At 72.6% G+C, this 20,298-nt stretch carries 16 protein-coding genes and 1 pseudogene; 7 read left to right on the top strand and 10 right to left on the bottom strand.

Translation table 11 applies throughout. The annotated features are described in order from the left end of the window. The first annotated feature begins 64 nt into the window (after positions 1-64). The gene (locus tag ACWEN3_RS06510) at positions 65-457 is read left to right on the top strand and encodes a hypothetical protein (protein WP_452966448.1); all 393 of its coding nucleotides are present in this window, start codon (positions 65-67) and stop codon (positions 455-457) included. A 34-nt stretch (positions 458-491) separates the two neighbouring features. Here ACWEN3_RS06510 and ACWEN3_RS06505 read toward each other — a convergent pair whose 3' ends face one another. The 5 genes from ACWEN3_RS06505 to ACWEN3_RS06485 form a co-directional block, all read right to left on the bottom strand. Further along, positions 492-1,091 carry a hypothetical protein gene (locus ACWEN3_RS06505; protein WP_452966446.1) on the bottom strand — a complete coding sequence of 200 codons (600 nt, stop codon included), beginning with the start codon at positions 1,089-1,091 and terminating at the stop codon, positions 492-494. Between the two features lie 112 nt (positions 1,092-1,203). Beyond that, on the bottom strand, positions 1,204-3,060 hold the full coding sequence (locus ACWEN3_RS06500) for a glycoside hydrolase family 3 protein (protein WP_452966443.1): 1,857 nt from the start codon (positions 3,058-3,060) through the stop codon (positions 1,204-1,206). A 337-nt stretch (positions 3,061-3,397) separates the two neighbouring features. Continuing rightward, the gene (locus ACWEN3_RS06495; protein ID WP_452966483.1) at positions 3,398-4,198 is read right to left on the bottom strand and encodes a sugar phosphate isomerase/epimerase family protein; all 801 of its coding nucleotides are present in this window, start codon (positions 4,196-4,198) and stop codon (positions 3,398-3,400) included. Positions 4,199-4,216: 18 nt separating this feature from the next. Continuing rightward, positions 4,217-5,146: a bifunctional helix-turn-helix transcriptional regulator/GNAT family N-acetyltransferase gene (locus tag ACWEN3_RS06490; protein WP_452966441.1), complete on the bottom strand. Its 930-nt coding sequence runs from the start codon at positions 5,144-5,146 to the stop codon at positions 4,217-4,219. A gap of 147 nt (positions 5,147-5,293) precedes the next feature. Then, complete coding sequence (locus tag ACWEN3_RS06485) at positions 5,294-6,361, bottom strand: LacI family DNA-binding transcriptional regulator (RefSeq protein WP_452966438.1); 1,068 nt, start codon at positions 6,359-6,361, stop codon at positions 5,294-5,296. Positions 6,362-6,624: 263 nt separating this feature from the next. Between ACWEN3_RS06485 and ACWEN3_RS06480 the strand changes: the two genes are divergently transcribed. Genes ACWEN3_RS06480 through ACWEN3_RS06470 form a run of 3 tightly spaced genes read left to right on the top strand, consistent with a single transcriptional unit; the run spans position 6,625 to position 9,754 of the window. Beyond that, entirely contained in the window at positions 6,625-7,776 is a 1,152-nt protein-coding gene (locus ACWEN3_RS06480) for a Gfo/Idh/MocA family protein (protein WP_452966436.1), read from the top strand. Further along, entirely contained in the window at positions 7,773-8,924 is a 1,152-nt protein-coding gene (locus ACWEN3_RS06475; RefSeq protein WP_452966433.1) for a dihydrodipicolinate synthase family protein, read from the top strand. The genes ACWEN3_RS06480 and ACWEN3_RS06475 overlap by 4 nt, the downstream gene beginning before the upstream one ends. A 35-nt stretch (positions 8,925-8,959) precedes the next feature. Continuing rightward, positions 8,960-9,754: a sugar phosphate isomerase/epimerase family protein gene (locus tag ACWEN3_RS06470; protein WP_452966481.1), complete on the top strand. Its 795-nt coding sequence runs from the start codon at positions 8,960-8,962 to the stop codon at positions 9,752-9,754. Between the two features lie 222 nt (positions 9,755-9,976). On the opposite strand, the gene ACWEN3_RS06465 is transcribed toward ACWEN3_RS06470, so the two are convergent. Beyond that, positions 9,977-10,903: a ribokinase gene (locus ACWEN3_RS06465; RefSeq protein WP_452966431.1), complete on the bottom strand. Its 927-nt coding sequence runs from the start codon at positions 10,901-10,903 to the stop codon at positions 9,977-9,979. A gap of 216 nt (positions 10,904-11,119) precedes the next feature. Between ACWEN3_RS06465 and recD2 the strand changes: the two genes are divergently transcribed. After that, on the top strand, positions 11,120-13,456 hold the full coding sequence (gene recD2 / locus ACWEN3_RS06460; RefSeq protein WP_452966428.1) for an SF1B family DNA helicase RecD2: 2,337 nt from the start codon (positions 11,120-11,122) through the stop codon (positions 13,454-13,456). 178 nt (positions 13,457-13,634) lie between these two features. Beyond that, on the top strand, positions 13,635-14,924 hold the full coding sequence (locus ACWEN3_RS06455) for a citrate synthase (RefSeq protein ID WP_452966425.1): 1,290 nt from the start codon (positions 13,635-13,637) through the stop codon (positions 14,922-14,924). A 603-nt stretch (positions 14,925-15,527) separates the two neighbouring features. Here the strand turns inward: ACWEN3_RS06455 and ACWEN3_RS06450 are convergent. The 4 genes from ACWEN3_RS06450 to ACWEN3_RS06435 form a co-directional block, all read right to left on the bottom strand. After that, a complete protein-coding gene (locus ACWEN3_RS06450; protein WP_452966422.1) occupies positions 15,528-17,780 on the bottom strand; it encodes a heavy metal translocating P-type ATPase in 2,253 nt (750 codons plus the stop codon). 86 nt (positions 17,781-17,866) lie between these two features. Next, entirely contained in the window at positions 17,867-18,106 is a 240-nt protein-coding gene (locus ACWEN3_RS06445; protein ID WP_452966420.1) for a heavy-metal-associated domain-containing protein, read from the bottom strand. Between the two features lie 74 nt (positions 18,107-18,180). Further along, the gene (locus ACWEN3_RS06440; RefSeq protein ID WP_452966417.1) at positions 18,181-19,131 is read right to left on the bottom strand and encodes a PrsW family intramembrane metalloprotease; all 951 of its coding nucleotides are present in this window, start codon (positions 19,129-19,131) and stop codon (positions 18,181-18,183) included. Between the two features lie 87 nt (positions 19,132-19,218). Then, entirely contained in the window at positions 19,219-19,857 is a 639-nt protein-coding gene (locus tag ACWEN3_RS06435; RefSeq protein ID WP_452966415.1) for a TetR/AcrR family transcriptional regulator, read from the bottom strand. A gap of 159 nt (positions 19,858-20,016) precedes the next feature. On the opposite strand from ACWEN3_RS06435, the pseudogene ACWEN3_RS06430 reads away from it, so the two are divergent. Continuing rightward, positions 20,017-20,202 (top strand): annotated as a pseudogene (locus ACWEN3_RS06430) (hypothetical protein); the annotation flags it as partial. Positions 20,203-20,298: the final 96 nt, after the last annotated feature.

The following is a 20,298-nucleotide window of genomic DNA, read 5'->3' as shown; positions in this document are numbered from 1 at the left end:
CCGACACATGTCCTGCGTCCGTACACCTGTACGGCTCATGGCTGCGCAACGGGGAGGACAGCTAGTGGAGAGTGGTGCGATACGCCGGCGCCTCGCGCTCGGCACGGCCGTGCTGGCCGCGTCCGGGGTGCTCGCCCTCGCGGCATCCGGTACCGCACAGGCCGCTTCGGCCGGCAGCTGCGCCGGGCACGAGGTGGTGGCCCTGCCGTTCGGCGACGGTGTCACGCACGTGTACCGGCGCGACGGCTACGTCTGCGCCGTCACCGTCGCCCGCCGTTCCGGCGCCGCCCGCACGATGTCGGTCAGCGTGCAGGCCCGCGGCAGCCGCCCGGTCGTCGACAGCGGCCGCTACAGACAGCTCGCCGGCCCGGTGACCGTCCACGCCGGCCACCGCTGCGTCTGGATCAGGGGCTCGGTCGGCGGCGACACGGTCAGCTCGGGCTGGATCCTGTGCTGACGCCGCGCCGCTGACCCCCTGGGGCCCACGTGCCTCACAGCCGCCGGGCGCACCCGACCGGCTGCCGTCCGCCCAACTGGACGTAGAGCGCCGCCGATGCCGGGCAGTCCGCGCGAACGGCGACGGCACTCGTGATCCGGTACTGCGGCTTGTGGCGGCCCGAGCCGTCGCAGGCGGTCTCGCGGACCTGGCCCGCGCCGGAGGTGTAGACGCAGTCCCCGGGGATGGTGCGCGGGCCCCCGCCGGCGCCCGGGTCGCCGGGGTGCGGGGGCTCCAGGTTGCGCATGCAGGCGTACCCCTGGGGGATCGCGCCGACGCCGCCGGCCGCCCGCTGGGCGCTGATGTGCAGCACGAAGTCGGTGGTCGCCGGGCAGAGCGGGCCGTCGGCGGACGCGCCGTCGTAGCGGGCGACGACCCTGGCCGCCGCGCGCTCGCTCGCGCACGGCACCTCGGTGAAGTTCGTGGTGCCGAAGGAGCTGCACTCGCCGACCCCGAGGAACTCGGCGCCGTAGCCGCTCGTCGCGACCGGTGTGGGACGGGCGCTGCCCACCGGGGCGTCCGCCGGACCCTGGCAGCCCGTCAGCAGGGCGGCCAGCAGCAGGCACGCGGCACCCGCGGCACCCTTCCCACCCATGGCATCCCCCCTGACACCCCCGACCAGCGTGGCCCGTGGCAGCAGCGCCACGCCAGTCGTGCGGGAGGCTTTCCGCCCGTCGAGGGTGTTACGCCCGGTGTGTGACGTACGTCTAGTACGTCAGCCCGTACCCGATCGGGTACAGCACCTGCGTGGGATCGTCGGCCCGCTGCACCGGCACCGGCAGCTTCCCGCGCGGCGCCACCCGCCCGGCGATCACCCGTGCGGCGGCCCGGAGTTCGACGTCGGTCCAGCAGTAGGTCGCCAGGCAGCCCTTCACCGAGGGGAACTGGGCCACGTCGTAGGGGTTGCGGACGGCGACCGTCACCACCGGCCTGCCCGTCGCCAGCAGACGCTCCACCAGCGTCCGTTGGGAGCTGCCCGCCGTCACGTTGTACGTGCCCACGACCACCGCGTCCGCGTCCCGGGCCGCCGTGACCGCCTGGTCGACGACGGCCGCGGAGGGCGCGGTGCCGGTCGACATGGCCGTGGCGGTGAAGCCCAGTTCGGTGAGGGCGGCGGCCAGTACGCCGGTGGGCGGGCCGGTGGTGCCGGACGGGGAGGCCGGGTCGGCGCCGACCACCAGGACCCTGCGTTCCGTGCGGCGGTCGAAGGGCAGGATGCCGTCCTCGTTGACCAGCAGGGTGGTGGTGCGCTCGGCGATCCGGTCGGCGGTGGCCAGGTGCGACTTCGTGCCCACGGTGCGGTCGACGCCCGCCCGGCTGACGTAGGGACCGCCGAAGAGACCGAGCCGGTTCTTCAGGCGGAGGATGCGCAGGATCGATTCATCGAGGCGCGCCTCGGTCAGTTCGCCGTCCTGGACGGCCTTCAGGACCGCGTTCCAGGCCTTGTCGATGGAGGGCGGGTTGAGCAGCTGGTCGACGCCGGCCTTCAGCGCGAGCACCGGCACCCGCTCGTCGCCGTACTTCGTGCGGACGCCCTCCATGCCCAGGGAGTCGGTGATCACGACCCCGTCGTAGCCGAGTTCGCCGCGCAGGATGCCGGTGAGGATCGGGTGCGAGAGCGTGGCCGGGTCGCCGGAGTCGTCCAGCGCCGGGAACTGGATGTGCGCGGTCATGATCGAGTCGATGCCCGCCGCGATCGCCGCCCGGAACGGCACCGCGTCCAGCTTCTCCCACAGGTCCCGGCTGTGCGTGATGACGGGGAAGCCGTAGTGGCTGTCGACGGCGGTGTCGCCGTGGCCCGGGAAGTGCTTGGCGGTCGCCGCGACCCGGGACGCCTGATAGCCCTTCACCTCGGCGGCCACCAGGGCGGCGACCGCTTCCGGGTCGGCGCCGAAGGAGCGCACGCCGATGACGGGGTTGGCCGGGTTGACGTTGACGTCCGCGTCGGGGGAGTAGTCCTGGTTGACGCCGATCGCGCGCAGTTCGGCGCCGGAGACCCGGCCGAGCGTGTGGGCGTCCGAACGGGAGCCGCCGGCGCCGATGGCCATGGCCCCCGGGAACAGGGTGGCCGGCTTGCCCACCCGGCACACCGCGCCGTGCTCCTGGTCGGTGGCGATGAGCATCGGCAGACCGCGCGGCTGGTCGAGGGAGGCCCGCTGGATGCCGTTGGACAGGTCCGCGATCTGGTGCGGGTCGCGGGTGTTGTGGGCCCAGGTGAAGTAGATGATCCCGCCGACCCGGTACCTGGCGATCAGCTCGGCGGCGGTGCGGACCCCGAGCTCGTTCAGGTTGGCGTCGATGTCGGCCTGGTCGGGGGCGGTGGCGGAGGCGCCGTAGACCCGCATCACGAACAGCTGGCCGACCTTCTCCTCCAGCGTCATGCGGGAGATCAGGGCGCGCAGCCCCCGGTCGTCGAGGGGGGTGGCGGCGCGGGCGGTCGTCGGTACGGTCAGCGCGGCGGTGAGGCCGGCGGTCGCGGCGAGGACGGCGCGTCTGGAGGGCCGTCCGGTGTTCCGTTCCGTGCTTCTCGTGCTGGTGTCGCTTCCCGTGCTGGTGTCGTGCACGTGCGCTCCTTCCAGAGGAGAACCGCTGAAGGAAACTTCCGAGGAATCAGCAATATCCGGGAAGTTTCTTTCCGTCAAGGGAATGCACAGTAACCAGCGAGGGGCCGCCATCGGCGCATTGAGGGGGGCGCGCCGATGGCGGCGGGGCTGTCGGCCGGGTGCGGCGGAGAGGGTGCGTCGGCGCTCGCCGCCAGGCATGAAGGCCGACACCGCACCAGGGGACTCCTCCGGCAGCCGGTCCTTGGACGGGCGCCGGGCGGGGACGGTTCCCACGGCGCGACGTCACGTCCTTCGCGGTGGCCGGTAGAGGCGGGATGCGGGCCCGTGCCGGGCCGGGCTAAGCCGCCTCGCCCAGCAGCCGTACGAGGTGGTCGTGCCCCGCGCCCAGCAGTCCGGGCAGCGGGGCGGCCTGTTCGTACCAGCGCTTCTCGTACTCCCAGCACAGCCAGCCGTCCCAGCCGTGCCGGCTCAGGACGTCCACGCACTCGGTGAGCGGCAGCACGCCCGCGCCCAGCGCCAGAGGGGTGGTGTCCTCGGCCGAGGCGATGTCCTTGACCTGGACGTATCCCAGGTGCGGGGAGAGGGTCGCGTAGGTGTCCGACGGCTGTTCGCCGCCCATCCAGGTCTGCATCACGTCCCACAGCGCGCCCACCTGCCGGTGGCCGACCGGGCCGAGGACGCGGATCACGTCGGCGCCGGTGCGGTGCGAGTCATGGGTCTCCAGCAGGATCCGGACGCCGAGGGCGGAGGCGTCCTCGGCGGCGGTGCCGAGCCGCCGGGCCGCGATCGCGTCGGACTCCCCGGCCGGGCGGCCGAGGTCGGCGCCGGGGAAGACCCGGACGAACGGTGCGCCCAGGTCGTGGGCGAGGTGGAGGAGGTCCCGGATCTCCGTCAGCACGGGCTCGTCGTCACCGGGGGCGGCGACACGCGCGTACCCGGCGAGGCCCAGCACCTCGACCCCGGCGCCCTTGAACAGGGCCGCGGTCTCGGTGCGTTCGGCGGAGGAGAGACCGGTGTGCACCGGCTCCTCCGGGTGGGCGCGCAGTTCGACGCCGTGGTAGCCGTGTGCGGTCGCGAGCGCCAGGACCTCCGGGACGGGCAGGCCGGGGACGCCGAGAGTGGAGTACGCCAGCTTCATGGTCACGGACCCTACTCGTCATTCGCCCGATTCGTGGAGATCCAGTCGCCAGTCCTGGCCGACCAGGTCCTTGCCGAAGGAGCGATGCGGCTTCTCGGCGACGAGGACGAAGCCGTGCCGCTGGTAGAGGCGGCGGGCGCTGCCCAGCACGTCGTTGGTCCACAGCACCAGGTCGCGGTAGCCGACCCCGCGCGCGAAGTCGACGACGGCCCGCACCAGCCGGTCGCCGACGCCCCGGCCGCGCGCCCCGGGCTCGACGAGCAGCAGCCGCAGCCGCGCGGTGCCGGGCGCGTCGTCCCGCACGCACATCACACAGCCCACGGCCAGTCCGCCCGCCTCGGCGATCCACCCCCGTTCCAGATGCGGGTCGTGGTCCTCCGCGAAGTCGGCGACGATCCGGGCCACCAGCCCCTCGTAGTCGGTGTTCCAGCCGTACTCGGCCGCGTACAGCGCGGCGTTGCGCTGCACGATCCAGCCGAGGTCACCGGCCCGGGGCTCGCGCAGCACCACCTCGTCGGTCTGCTGCCGCTCGTCCCCCAGGACGTCCCGGATGGTCCGCATGGCCTCCGCCAGCCGGGGCCGGTCCGCCGGGGCCACGGTGTCCAGCAGCGCGCCGACCGTCTCGCGGGCCCGCTCGTCCAGCAGCCCGGCGGTCTCGTGCCCGCTCGGGGTGAGCCGGATCCGCCGCCGGCGCGGATCGGTCTCGGACGGCCCGCGCTCGATCAGGGCGGCGTCCTCGAACCTGTTCAGGATCCGGCTCAGATACCCGGCGTCCAGACCGAGCCGGGCGCGCAGATCGGCCGCGTCCAGGTGCGGGGCGTGCGCGAGTTCGTACAGCACCCGGGACTCGGTGAGCGTGTACGGCGCGTACAGGTGGCGGCCGTAGTCGAGGGCGCCGATGACACCCGTGTAGAAGCGGTTGAAGGCCCGAACGTCCTGGACGGTCATGATCGCCCCCGGATATTTGACTCAGTCAGAGATCCAGCCCTCCGAGGCTAATCCCGCCACCGGCACCTTCACAAGAAGCAGTCCCACGACCGACCCGGGGGCGCAGGGAACCGCGCGACCGGCCACGGCGCGCCCGCACGCGAAAACTCACTCCTGGGGCGCTCCGGCGGAGCCGCGCGGCACTCCGGAGGAGCCCCGCACCATCAGTTCCCCCCGTACCGACGCGATCCCCCCGGGCGGCGGCTCCTCGCGGCCCATGGCGATGCGGCCGGCCCGGGCGCCCGCCTCCGTCAGCGGCAGGCGCACCGTCGTGAGGGAGGGCACCGCGTCGACGCTGAACGGGAGGTCGTCGAAGCCGGCCACCGAGACGTCGTCCGGGATCCGCAGCCCGGAATCCCGCAGCGCCGCGCACGCCCCGACCGCGACGGAGTCGTTCGCGGCGACGATCGCCGTCAGGGAGGGATCGCGGCGCAGCAGCTCCAGCGTGGCCTCGTAGCCGGACCGGCGGTCGTAGCGGCCGTGCACCGTCCAGCGCGGGTCCTCCGTGATGCCGGCCCCCGCCAGCGCCGCCCGGTGGCCCTCCAGCCGGTGGCGGGTCGTCGTCCGTTCCTCGGGTCCGGCGATGTAGCCGAGGCGGCGGTGGCCGAGGCCGATGAGATGGTCCGTCAGGGCACGGGCGCCGCCCCGGTTGTCGAAGGTGAGCGCGACGGCCTCGGTGTCCGCCACCGGCGGCCGCCCGCACAGCACCACCCGGGTCCCGGCCTCCGTCAGCTTCCGCAGCTTCGCCGCGACCGCCGCCGCGTGCGGCGCCTCCTCCACGGCCCCGCCGGTCAGCACCACGGCCGCGGCCCGCTGCCGCTGGAGAAGGGTGAGGTAGGTCAGCTCGCGCTCCGGGGACCCGCCCGTGTTGCAGACGACCGCGAGGCGTTCGCCGCCCGCCCGGCCGCCCGGCCCGCCGATCTCGGCCTGGATCGCGCTCGCCATGATCCCGAAGAAGGGGTCGGCGATGTCGTTGACGAGGATGCCGACCAGGTCGGAGGTGGCCGCCGCGAGGGAGCTGGCGGGCCCGTTGAGGACGTAGTCCAGCTCGTCCACCGCCCGCAGCACCCGCTCGCGTGTGGACGCGGCCACCGGGTAGTTGCCGTTCAGCACGCGCGACACCGTCGCGGGGGAGACCTGGGCGCGGGCCGCCACGTCCGCCAGGGTCACCGTCATGTCGTCGTCCTCCGGTCGCGCATTTGTCGTACGCCCTGGTAGACAGCCAGGCCTCGGTCCCGGTTCCGGGAAACCGTGGAGCAGACCTTAAAGCCATGGCCCCCGGTTGTTCGCCCCCTCGAACAACTCGAAGGGGACACGGTCTTGTACGGATCGGTGCGCGGGGCTAGCTTCCTCCTGGATAGAAAGCGCTTGCCGTGTTGCGCTTGCCGTACCGACGCTGCTGTTGGACAGGGCGCGCGGCGCCCACGAAGGGGACTGACGTGACACGCAAGACGGTCCGTATCGCCATGAACGGCGTCACCGGGCGCATGGGCTACCGCCAGCACCTCGTACGGTCGATCCTCGCCCTGCGCGACCAGGGCGGCCTCGACCTCGGCGACGGCACCGTGCTCTGGCCCGAGCCGGTGCTGCTCGGCCGCCGCGAGCACGCCCTGCGGGAGATCGCCGGGCGGCACGGCCTGGAACACGTCTCCACCGACCTGGACGCGGTGCTCGCCGACCCGTCCGTCGACGTCTACTTCGACTCCCAGGTCACCGCCGCCCGCGAGAACGCCGTCAGGAGGGCGATCACCGCCGGCAAGCACGTCTACACCGAGAAGCCCACCGCCACGGGCCTCGACGGCGCCCTGGGACTCGCCCGGCTCGCGCACGGGAAGGGCGTCCGGCACGGCGTCGTCCAGGACAAGATCTTCCTGCCGGGCCTGCTGAAGCTGAAGCGGCTGATCGACGGCGGCTTCTTCGGCCGGATCCTGTCCGTGCGGGGCGAGTTCGGCTACTGGGTCTTCGAGGGCGACTGGCAGCCCGCCCAGCGCCCCTCCTGGAACTACCGCGCCGAGGACGGCGGCGGCATCGTCGTCGACATGTTCCCGCACTGGGAGTACGTGCTCCACGAGCTGTTCGGCCGGGTGACGTCCGTCCAGGCCCTCGCCACCACCCACATCCCGCAGCGCTGGGACGAGCACGGCAAGCCCTACGACGCCACCGCCGACGACGCCGCCTACGGCGTCTTCGAACTCGAGGGCGGCGCCGTCGCCCAGATCAACTCCTCCTGGGCGGTCCGGGTCAACCGCGACGAGCTGGTCGAGTTCCAGGTCGACGGCACGGAGGGCTCGGCGGTGGCGGGCCTGCGCGGGTGCCGCGCCCAGCACCGCGGTGCCACCCCCAAGCCCGTCTGGAACCCGGACCTCCCCGCCACCGAGGTCTTCCGCGACCAGTGGCAGGAGGTGCCCGACAACGGCGAGTTCGACAACGGCTTCAAGGCCCAGTGGGAGCTGTTCCTCCGGCACGTCTACGCCGACGCCCCCTACCGCTGGGACCTGCTGGCCGGCGCCCGCGGCGTACAGCTCGCCGAACTGGGCCTGCGGTCCTCCGCCGAGGGCCGCCGCATCGACGTGCCGGAGATCGCGCTGTGACCCTCCGACTCCCCGGCGCCGACGGCACCCTGCGGACCTACGAGCCGCGCGCCGAGCCCCTCGCGGTGACGCCCGGCCCCGCCTTCACCTCCCGTACCGTCTTCTCGGCCACGCACGTGGTCGCCGACCCGTACGCGGACGTCTCGCCCGACTCGCCCGCCGCCGTCGACTGGGACGCCACCCTCGCCTTCCGCCGCCACCTGTGGTCCCACGGGCTCGGCGTCGCCGAGGCGATGGACACCGCCCAGCGCGGCATGGGCCTGAACTGGGCGGGCGCGGCCGAGCTGATCCGCCGCTCGGCGGCCGAGGCGCGCGCCGTCGGCGGCCGTATCGTCTGCGGGGTCGGCACCGACCAGCTCACCGGCGGCACCCTGCCCGAGATCCGCGCGGCCTACGAGGAGCAGCTCGCGGTGGCCGAGGAGGCGGGCGCGCAGGCCGTCCTGATGGCGTCCCGCGCGCTGGCCGCGGCCGCCGCGGGACCCGACGACTACCTGGAGCTCTACGGCCATCTCCTGCGCCAGGCCGCCGAGCCGGTCGTCCTGCACTGGCTGGGACCGGTGTTCGACCCGGCGCTCCGGGGCTACTGGGGCTCGGCCGACTTGGACGCGGCCACGGACGTCTTCCTCGAGGTCGTCGCCGCCCACCCGGACAAGGTCGACGGCGTCAAGATCTCGCTGCTGGACGCCGGACGCGAGATCGGCCTGCGGCGCAGGCTGCCGGGCGGGGTCCGCTGCTACACCGGCGACGACTTCGCCTACCCCGAGCTGATCGCGGGCGACGAGCGGGGCTTCAGCCACGCGCTGCTCGGCATCTTCGACCCGCTCGGCCCGCTGGCCGCCCGGGCGGTACGGCTCCTGGACACGGGGGACACGGCCGGTTTCCGTGAACTCCTCGATCCGACCGTGGAGTTGTCCCGCCACCTGTTCCAGGCGCCGACCCGCTACTACAAGACGGGGGTCGTCCTGCTCGCCTGGCTCGCGGGCCACCAGTCGCACTTCACGATGGTCGGCGGCCTCCAGTCGGCCCGCTCCCTCCCGCATCTCGCCCGCGCCTACGAACTCGCCGACGGACTCGGCCTGTTCCCCGATCCGAAGCTCGCCGAGGAACGCATGAGGACCCTGCTGTCGGTGTACGGGGTGGACCGGTGACCGGCACCGGACTCGCCCGTCTCTCCGTCAACCAGATGACGGTGCGGCAGCTGCCCCTGCCCGAACTGGCCGCCGCCTGCCGGGAGCTGGGCATCGGCAACGTGGGCCTGTGGCGCGAGCCGGTGCGGGCGTACGGCCTTCGGGAGACCGCCGGGCTGGTACGGGACGCGGGCCTCACGGTGACGACCCTGTGCCGCGGCGGCTTCCTCACGGCGACCGATCCCGGCGCGCGGGCGGCGGCCCTGGCCGACAACCGCCGCGCGGTGCACGAAGCGGCCGCGCTGGGCACGGACACCCTGGTCCTGGTCTCCGGCGGGCTCCCGCCCGGCGCCAGGGATCTGCGGGCGGCCCGGGAACGCGTCGCCGACGCGCTGGCCGAACTGGCCCCCTACGCGGAGGCGCACGGCGTCCGGCTCGCGATCGAGGCCCTGCACCCCATGTACGCGGCCGACCGCTGCGTGGTCTCCACCCTCGCCCAGGCCCTGGACCTCGCCGAACGCTTCCCCGCCCACCAGGTGGGGATCGCCGTGGACACGTACCACGTCTGGTGGGACGACCAGGCCCCCGCCCAGATCGCCCGTGCGGGCGCCACGGGCCGCATCCACGCCTTCCAGCTCGCCGACTGGACCACCCCCCTGCCCGAGGGCGTGCTCAACGGCCGCGGCCAGATCGGCGACGGCGCGATCGACCTGCGGGAGTGGCGGGGCCGTGTGGAGGCGGCCGGCTACACCGGACCGATCGAGGTGGAGCTGTTCAACGAGGCGCTGTGGGCCCGGGACGGACGGGAGGTGCTGGCGGAGACGGCGCAGCGGTTCCTCGAACACGTCTGACGGGCTCCCGGCGCCGGAACGCGATCCCCCGCTCCGGCCCGGAAAACAATCTCGGGAAACCGTGCAACCCTTCCCGGGCTCCGGGTGTCGTACCTGTCATCAGAACCCGGGGAGGGAACCCGGGGGGGATTCGCAGGGGTTCTGATACGGAGGGGAAAGCCGAGGGGGCGTGCCCGGGTCGACGGACCGGGGCACGCCCCCTCGAAACGTCGCCCGGTCTCCTCACCGCGGTTCCCGGACGGCGCGGCTCAGCGCCTCGACCTCCGCCGCCGTCGGGTACGACTCCTGCGCGCCGCGCCTGGTCACGGCCGCCGCGCCGACGCGGGCCGCGTAGGCCGCCGCCTCGGCCAGAGCCGCGCCCGAGCCCAGCCGCCAGGCCAGGGCGGCCGTGAACGCGTCGCCCGCCCCCGTGGTGTCCACCGCGTCCACCTCCACCGACGGCACCCGGGTCACACCGGAGCCGTCGCACACCAGCGCCCCCGCGGCGCCGAGGGTGACCACCACCGAGCGGGGGCCCTCGGCCGGCAGCAGCCGCGCCCAGTCCTCGGGATCCCCGCCGGCGCGGTCCGCGCCGAGGATCACCCGCGCCTCGTGCTCGTTGACGACGAGCGGGTCGCAGGCCGCCAGCACCTCGGCCGGCAAGGGGCGCGGCGGGGACGGGTTCAGCACGAACCGGGTCCCGGCCGGCAGGCTCCGCACGACCTCCACGACCGTCTCCACCGGGATCTCCAGCTGCGCCGACACCACCCGGGAGGCGTGGAGGAGGCTCCCCGCGGCTCGCACGTCCCGCGGGGTCAGCCGGGCGTTGGCACCCGGTGACACCACGATGCTGTTGTCCCCGGTGGGGTCGACGGTGATGAGCGCGACGCCGGTCGGGGCCCCGCCCACCAGCACGCCGGCCGGGTCGACCCCGGCCGAGCGCAGGGAATCGAGCGCATGTCGACCGTGCCCGTCGTCACCGACCCGGGCCAGCAGGGCCGTACGCGCCCCGAGCCGGGCGGCGGCGACCGCCTGGTTGGCGCCCTTGCCGCCCGGGTGCACGGACAGGTCGCCGCCGAGCACCGTCTCGCCCGCGGCCGGCCGCCGCTCCACACCGATCACCAGGTCGGCGTTGGCCGAGCCCACGACCAGGAGGTCGTAGTCGTACATGGAGCGACTCCCTCGGAGACGACTGGAGGCGGGCGGCCCCTGCGCCGCGTCGCCCGACGGCGGTCCTCGCGGCGCTCGGTCAGAGCCTGAGGGCGGTGGCGGGACCGGCGGCGGCCCGGGCGCGGAACTCCCCGGCGGTACCCGGGCCGTGGGCATACGTCATGTCCACGCACAGTACAGCGCACGGCTGTCACACCTCACCGGTACCGTCGGATCATGGCTCAACTGGCGGGGAACGCCCCGGACGGCGAGCGCCGGCTCGCCTCGCTCGAAGGCGTGCTGGAGCGGATCACGTACGCCAACGAGGAGAACGGCTACACGGTCGCCCGCGTCGACACGGGAAGAGGCGGCGCCGATCTCCTCACGGTGGTCGGCGCGCTCCTCGGCGCCCAGGTCGGGGAGTCCCTGCGCATGGAGGGCCGCTGGGGGTCGCACCCGCAGTACGGCAAGCAGTTCCACGTCGAGAACTACACGACCGTGCTGCCCGCCACCGTCCAGGGCATCCGGCGCTATCTGGGCTCCGGCCTGGTCAAGGGCATCGGGCCGGTCTTCGCCGACCGCATCACCCAGCACTTCGGCACGGACACGCTCCGGATCATCGAGGAGGAGCCCAAGCGGCTCGTCGAGGTGCCTGGCCTCGGCCCCAAGCGGACCAGGAAGATCGCCGACGCCTGGGAGGAGCAGAAGGCGATCAAGGAGGTCATGCTCTTCCTGCAGACCGTCGAGGTGTCGACGTCGATCGCCGTGCGGATCTACAAGAAGTACGGCGACGCGTCGATCTCCGTCGTCCGCAACCACCCGTACCGGCTGGCCGCCGACGTCTGGGGCATCGGCTTCCTGACGGCCGACAAGATCGCCCAGTCCGTCGGCATCCCGCACGACAGCCCGGAGCGGGTCAAGGCGGGTCTGCAGTACGCCCTGTCCCAGTCCGCCGACCAGGGCAACTGCTATCTGCCGGAGGAGCGGCTGATCGCCGACGCCGTCAAGCTCCTCCAGGTCGACACCGGACTCGTCATCGAGTGCCTCGCCGAGCTGGCCCGTGCCCCGGAGGAGGGCGAGGACCCCGGGGTCGTACGGGAGCGGGTCCCGGGCCCCGACGGCGACTCGGAGCAGCCCGTCACGGCCGTGTACCTGGTGCCCTTCCACCGGGCCGAGCTGTCCCTCTCCTCCCAGCTGCTGCGCCTCCTGCGCACCGAAGAGGACCGGATGCCGGCCTTCCGGGACGTCGACTGGGCGAAGGCGCTCGGCTGGCTGAGGTCCCGCACCGGCGCCGACCTGGCCCCGGAGCAGGAGGCGGCGGTCAGGCTCGCGCTGACCGAGAAGGTCGCCGTGCTCACCGGTGGCCCCGGCTGCGGCAAGTCCTTCACGGTGCGCTCGATCGTGGAGCTGGCCCGCGCCAAGCAGGCCAGGGTGGTGCTCGCCGCCCCCACCGGGCGGGCCGCCAAGCGGCTCGCCGAACTGACCGGCGCCGAGGCCTCCACGGTGCACCGGCTGCTGGAGCTGAAGCCCGGCGGCGACGCGGCCTACGACCGGGACCGGCCGCTGGACGCCGACCTGGTGGTGGTGGACGAGGCGTCCATGCTGGACCTGCTGCTCGCCAACAAGCTGGTGAAGGCGGTGCCCCCGGGCGCCCATCTGCTGTTCGTCGGGGACGTGGACCAGCTGCCCAGCGTGGGCGCGGGGGAGGTGCTCAGGGACCTGCTGGCCGACGGCGGCCCCGTCCCCGCCGTCCGACTCACCCGGGTCTTCCGGCAGGCGCAGCAGTCGGGCGTGGTCACCAACGCGCACCGGATCAACGCGGGGCAGCATCCGCTCACCGACGGGCTGAAGGACTTCTTCCTCTTCGTGGAGGACGACACCGAGGAGGCGGGCCGGCTCACCGTGGACGTGGCCGCGCGGCGCATTCCGGCGAGATTCGGGCTGGATCCGCGCCGGGACGTCCAGGTCCTCGCGCCGATGCACCGGGGCCCGGCCGGGGCGGGCGCGCTCAACGGGCTGCTCCAGCAGGCCGTTACCCCCGGGCGGCCCGACCTGCCGGAGAAGCGGTTCGGCGGCCGGGTCTTCCGGGTCGGCGACAAGGTCACCCAGATTCGCAACAATTACGAGAAAGGGAAGAACGGTGTCTTCAACGGCACCGTGGGCGTCGTCACCTCGCTCGACCCGGTCGACCAGCGCCTGACGGTGCTGACGGACGAGGACGAGGAGGTTCCGTACGAATTCGACGAACTGGACGAACTGGCGCACGCCTACGCGGTGACCATCCACCGTTCGCAGGGAAGTGAATATCCCGCGGTGGTGATTCCCGTCACCACGGGAGCATGGATGATGCTCCAGCGGAACCTGCTCTACACGGCGGTCACCCGGGCCAAGCGGCTGGTCGTCCTCGTCGGTTCGCGCAAGGCGATCGGTCAGGCGGTGCGCACGGTGTCCGCCGGACGCCGGTGCACGGCCCTCGATTTCAGGCTCGCGTCACCTGGCGGGAGGCTGGATGTCACCGGTTCGGACGGGCGGCGGACGGGCAGTGCGAAAAATGATCGATCAAATGAGTCGTGAAGGTCACAGAGCACTTCCAGATGCCGTTCGGAGGGGGCAGGATGAGCAGGTTGGCGGCACTGAGTGCCGCCAATAGGCCCAATGGTCGACCCCGAGTGCACTCTCCTGAGCCAAATGGGGGATGGTAGAGACAGTCAGGGCACCTCGAAGATGAGGCACTACGTCGGTGAGGGAAGACGTGAGCGACAACTCTGTAGTACTGCGGTACGGCGACGGCGAGTACACCTACCCGGTGGTCGACAGCACCGTCGGCGACAAGGGCTTCGACATCGGGAAGCTCCGCGCCCAGACCGGTCTGGTGACTCTGGACAGCGGTTACGGCAACACGGCCGCCTATAAATCCGCGGTCACCTACCTCGACGGCGAGGCGGGCATCCTCCGCTACCGCGGCTACCCCATCGAGCAGCTGGCGGAGCGCTCCACCTTCCTCGAGGTGGCGTACCTGCTGATCAACGGCGAGCTGCCCACGGTCGACGAGCTGACGACGTTCAAGAACGACGTCACGCGGCACACCCTGCTGCACGAGGACGTCAAGAACTTCTACAAGGGCTTCCCGCGCGACGCCCACCCGATGGCCATGCTGTCCTCGGTCGTCTCGGCGCTGTCCACCTTCTACCAGGACAGCCACAACCCGTTCGACGAGAAGCAGCGCAACCTCTCCACGATCCGGCTGCTCGCGAAGCTCCCGACGATCGCGGCGTACGCGTACAAGAAGTCGATCGGCCACCCGTTCGTCTACCCGCGCAACGACCTCGGCTACGTCGAGAACTTCCTGCGCATGACCTTCTCGGTCCCGGCGGACGAGTACGAGCTGGACCCGGTCGTCGTGTCCGCGCTGGACAAGCTGCTGATCCTGCACGCGGACCACGAGCAGAACTGCTCGACCTCCACGGTCCGCCTGGTCGGCTCCTCGCAGGCCAACATGTTCGCCTCGATCTCGGCGGGCATCAACGCGCTGTGGGGCCCGCTGCACGGCGGCGCCAACCAGTCCGTCCTCGAGATGCTCGAGGGCATCCGCGACTCCGGCTCCGACGTCGACACCTTCATCCGCAAGGTGAAGAACAAGGAGGACGGCGTCCGCCTGATGGGCTTCGGCCACCGGGTCTACAAGAACTTCGACCCGCGCGCCAAGATCATCAAGGCCGCGGCGCACGACGTGCTCTCCGCGCTGGGCAAGGATGACGAGCTCCTCGACATCGCCCTGAAGCTGGAGGAGCACGCGCTCTCCGACGACTACTTCGTCGAGCGCAAGCTGTACCCGAACGTGGACTTCTACACCGGCCTGATCTACCGGGCCATGGGCTTCCCGACCGAGATGTTCACGGTCCTGTTCGCCCTCGGCCGGCTGCCGGGCTGGATCGCCCAGTGGACCGAGATGATCAAGGAGCCGGGTTCCCGCATCGGCCGTCCGCGCCAGATCTACACGGGCGTCGTCGAGCGCGACTTCGTGCCGGTCGAGGAGCGCTGACATCCGTCCGCCGAGGGGCGCCGTTCCACCGGCGCCCCGAAGGCGAACCGCGTCACGACGAGGTGCCAAAACGGAAGGCGCCCTGACGCCGGTCCCCCCACGGGCCGACGACCAGGGCGCCTTCCCATGTCCCGGTGCGGATTCCCCCCACGGGATCCGGCCGGGCGCTCGGAGAGACAGCGCCTGAATCGCTGTCGGTGAGCACGACGGGCAGAACCCCTCGTACTCCGGTGATGCGGTGCGATCTGCCGGGACAGCGCACGCTGGGAGGGCCGCTCAAAGCTTCCCGGTGTACGTGCCCCGGCAACGCATCTCCGAGGAAGTCCCCCAAGACATCCCCAGACGCCGGTCAGCGCCCCCCAAGACGCCGAGCCGACATCGCCAACTTAGACCTTCGAACCCCTTCGATGGTTACGTTCGCATCACTGTGATCTGCGTCTCTTGCAAATGTCCTTTAGGTGCGCAAGAGCCCCGATACCGCGATCGGGGCCCAAGCGTAAGGATGATGCGCGAGCCTTGTGAAGAGCTTATGTGAGGCTCGCGCCTGACTCTAGAGGGTCTCTTACATCCGCAGAACTTAACCCCCGGTAACTCCGGGGGACTTCAGCGGAATCGTCGCAGTCGCAGGCTGTTGGTCACCACGAACACCGAGGAGAAGGCCATGGCGGCGCCCGCGATCATCGGGTTCAGCAGGCCCGCGGCGGCCAGCGGCAGCGCGGCCACGTTGTAGCCGAAGGCCCAGACCAGGTTGCCCTTGATGGTGGCGAGGGTGCGCCGGGCCAGCCGGATGGCGTCCGCCGCCACGCGCAGGTCCCCGCGCACCAGCGTCAGATCGCCGGCCTCGATCGCCGCGTCCGTGCCGGTGCCCATGGCGAGGCCCAGATCGGCGACGGCGAGGGCGGCCGCGTCGTTGACGCCGTCGCCGACCATGGCCACGGCGCGTCCCTCGCGCTGCAGCCGTCGTACGACGTCGGCCTTCTCCTCGGGCAGCACCTCCGCGTACACGTTCCCCGGGTCGATGCCCACGGACCGCGCGACCGCCTCGGCGACCGTCCGGTTGTCCCCGGTGAGCAGGACCGGCGTGAGCCCGAGCGCGCGCAGCTCGCGCACCGCCTCGGCACTGGTCTGCTTGATCGTGTCGGCGACGGCGAGGACCCCGCGGGCCCGTCCGTGCCAGCCGGCCAGGACGGCCGTACGGCCCTCCCGCTCGGCCTCGCTGGCCGCGCGGGCCAGCTCCTCGGGCACGTCCTCGTACAGGCGCCCCACGGCCACCTGGCGGCCCTCCACGCGCCCGCGTACGCCCCGCCCGGGGACGTTCTCGAAGTGCTCGGCCTCCGGGAGGGTTCCGGCGCGCTCGGCGGCGCCCGCCGCGATGGCGCGGGCGACGGGGTGCTCGGAGGCGTGCTCCAGGGCGCCCGCGAGGCGCAGCAGTTCCTTCTCGTCCTCGCCGTCGGCGGCGTACACCGCCTGGAGGGTCATCCGGCCGGTGGTGACGGTGCCGGTCTTGTCGAGGACGACCGTGTCGACCCGGCGCGTGGACTCCAGCACCTCGGGGCCCTTGATGAGGATGCCGAGCTGGGCGCCGCGGCCGGTGCCGACCATCAGCGCGGTCGGCGTGGCGAGGCCCAGGGCGCAGGGGCAGGCGATGATCAGCACGGCGACCGCGGCGGTGAACGCGGCGACCGTGTCCCCGGTGACGCCGAGCCAGACCCCGAAGGTGCCGAGCGCGACGAGGACGACGACCGGCACGAACACCGCGGAGACGCGGTCGGCGAGCCGCTGCACCTCGGCCTTGCCGTTCTGCGCGTCCTCCACCAGCTTCGCCATCCGGGCGAGCTGGGTGTCGGCGCCGACCCGGGTGGCCGCCACGACCAGCCGGCCGCCCGCGTTGACCGTGGCGCCGGCGACCCCGTCGCCCGGGCCGACGTCCACCGGCACCGACTCGCCGGTCAGCATGGAGGCGTCCACCGCGGAGACGCCCTCGACCACCGTGCCGTCGGTGGCGACCTTCTCGCCGGGCCGTACGACGAACCGGTCGCCGACCGCCAGGGACGCCACCGGGACGCGCACCTCGCGTCCGTCCCGCAGCACCGCCACGTCCTTCGCGCCCAGCTCCATCAGGGCCTTCAGGGCGGCCCCGGCGCGCCGCTTGGAGCGGGCCTCCAGGTAGCGGCCGAGCAGGATCAGCGCGACGACTCCGGCGGCCACCTCCAGGTAGATGGTGGAGGCGCCGTCCATGCGGGAGACGGTGAGGCGGAACTCGTCGTGTGTGCCGGGCATGCCCGCGTCACCGAGGAACAGCGCCCACAGCGACCAGCCGAACGCGGACAGCGTGCCGACCGAGACCAGGGTGTCCATGGTGGCGGCGCCGTGCCGGGCGTTGGTCCAGGCGGCCCGGTGGAAGGGCGCGCCGCCCCAGACGACGACCGGCGCGGCGAGCGTGAGCGAGAGCCACTGCCAGTTGTCGAACTGCAGCGCGGGGATCATCGCGAGCAGGACCACGGGCGCGGCGAGCAGCGCGGAGGCGAGCAGACGGTGCCGCAGCGCGCCGAGTTCGGGGTCCCGCTCGGGGGTTTCCGGGGCCGTCGCGGGTGCGGGCTCCGGCGGCGGGGGCTCCTCGGCCGTGTAGCCCGTCCGCTCCACGGTGGCGATCAGGTCGGCCACCCGGACACCGTCGGCGTAGGCGACCTTCGCCTTCTCGGTGGCGAAGTTGACGGTGGCGCTCACGCCCTCCATCCGGTTGAGCTTCTTCTCCACCCGGGCGGCGCAGGAGGCGCAGGTCATCCCGCCGATGAGCAGTTCGACCTCGGCGCTCTCACCTATCGGGGCCGCTGTCTTCACGGTGGTGCTGGTCATGTCCGGACTCCAGACATCGGACCGGACCGCACGGAGCCAGTATCAGCTGGTCGGCACGGCCCGGTCGGGGAAGGGGAGGGCGGTGCTCAGGCCTTGCCGGCCAGCTCGAAGCCGGCCTCGTCCACGGCGGCGCGCACGGCCTCGTCGTCCAGCGGGGCGTCGGAGACGACGGTCACCTCGCCGGTCGACGCGACGGCCTTCACCGAGGTGACGCCGGGGATCTCGGAGATCTCACCGGAGACGGATCCCTCGCAGTGGCCGCAGCTCATGCCGGTCACCCGGTAGACGGCGGTGACGGAGCCCGGGGTGTCGGTCTGGGCGCTCATGTCGTTTCTCCTCGTCGTGGCATGTGGGGCTGGCGGGGCCCACGAGGGAACCCCACGCTCCACACGCTATACCCCTAGGGGGTATTTCTCCAAGAAGTGTCCCGGCGCGCCAGAGCCATCACCCAGGTGACCCCGGCGAGTACGACGAGGGCCGCCCCGCCGACCGAGAACAGGGTGAACAGGTGCTGCTGCGCGGCGCCCGGCCGGGACAGGTATCCCTGGGCGAACAGCCGGGTGCCCGGGCCGCCGCCGGTCAGGCGCGCCACCAGCCAGAGCGCGATGCCGTGCGTGGAGTCCCACAGGGTGTGCAGCAGGGCGGCGCCCAGGCAGGCGGCGACCGCGGGCGGGGCGTACCGGAAGTGGCCGTTGGGCCGGCGCAGGGCCAGCAGCACTCCGCCCGTGATCGCCGTCCACAGCCCGTGCCCGAAGGGGGTGAACACTCCGCGCAGCAGCTCCGTCTCCAGCAGCGCCCGCAGGCCGGTGCCCTCGGTGGAGAAGGCCGCCTCGAACGCGTAGCCGGCGCCCTCCACGGCCGCGAAGCCGAGGCCGACGGCCGCGCCGAGCACCAGCCCGGCCCGGGTCCCGCGGATGCCCGGCTGCCGGCGCAGCACGAACACCAGCGCGCCCAGCTTGGCCGCCTCCTCGGTCAGGCCGACGGCCAGGAACGTCCCGAGGGAGGGGCGCAGGAGGTACGGCTCCATCAGTGAGGCGCCCGGCACGCCGAGCGCACCGCCGGCCAGGAAGCAGCCGAGGACCGCGCTGACGCCCAGGTCACGGCTGTGCCGCTCGTATGCCCAGAGCACGAAGACGACCGGCACCAGGAAGCAGCCGAGCAGGATCAGCGTCGGCAGCGGGGCCGTGTTCAGGGTCGTGTACATCACCCACGCGGTCAGCGCCCACAGGGCGAGCCCGCCACGCAGGCAGCGCTTCCACAGGCCGGCGCCGATGCGCGGGTACGGCGGCGGGGGCTGCTGCGGACCAGGGATGCGGGCCCTGGGCGTGCCGGGCGGCGGTGAGTGGGTCACGGGGGTCCCCTCGGACTGCTGCTGGGCGATTCATCCGCACTTTAGGCAGATGTACCCGTGGGTCGCAGTCCGGGTACCCCGGTGGGGTCAGGCGAGGCCCGGCCGGTCGCCGGTCAGGGGTTCGAGGTAGCGGATCAGGACGTCCTTGATCTCCTGGACGTAGGCCGCGCGCTCGGCGCCCTCGTGGGCCAGGACCAGTTCCAGGCCGGCCTTGTAGACGCCGAGGCAGACGTGGGCCGTGCGGGTGACGTCGGTCGGGGCGGCGCCGGGCATGAGGGAGGAGAGCAGGTCCACGACACGGCCGACCAGGGTGGTGTGCAGCTGGTCGTGGGCCTCGGTGATCCCGCCGGGCATGTCGGGGCCGTGCATCAGGGCGAAGAAGACCGGGTGCTCGGTGTTGAAGGCGATGAACCGGTCGACCGCCGCGCCGACGGCCTCCTCCAGCGGGGTGGCGGGGTCGACGGGGGCCAGCGCCGTGCCGTAGGTCTCCTGCATCTCGTGGACGAGCCGGTCGCCCAGCTCGATCGCGATCGCTTCCTTGTTCGGGAAGAACTGGTAGAGGGTGCCCGGCGAGACGCCCGCCTCGCGGGCGATGGCGTTGGCGCTGGTGGCCGTGTAGCCGGTGGAGCAGAAGACCCGGGCGGCGGCTTCGAGCAGCTGCGCGATGCGGCGCTCGCCGCGTGCCTGGCGGCGGCGTGGCTGCTCCTTCTCCGAGGTGTCGGACACGCGTTATCCCCAGCTTTCCGAAGACGATTGACAAACGCGAGTGGTCGCTCGCATTCTTGAGAAACGCGAGCGATCTCTCGTGTTTGCCAGTTTATGGCAACGACTCCTCCGTGCCTCCGGCTGCGCAGGCACGGGTCGTGGTGAAGGGGACACCGCAAGATGACCGAAGTCAACACGCCACCGCGGCCGGGGGAGGGGGCGTCCCAGGAGGCGCCGCCCCGGCTCGGCCGCTGGACCCGGTTCGTGACCGCCCGCCCGCGGCTGTCGCTGCTGGTGGCCCTGGTCCTCACCGCGCTCGCCGTGCTCGCGGGCAGCGGGGTCGCGGACCGCCTCGGCAGCGGCGGCTGAGATCATTCGATACAGGTAAAATCTAGGCGTTCGCCGAATATTCGGGCGAGCGTCCCTCCGGGAGCCACCGCCCCGCCGGAAGTGAATCGATGG

This window comes from Streptomyces sp. NPDC004561, from assembly GCF_053602155.1.
This window is presented reverse-complemented; position numbering and strand designations above follow the sequence as displayed.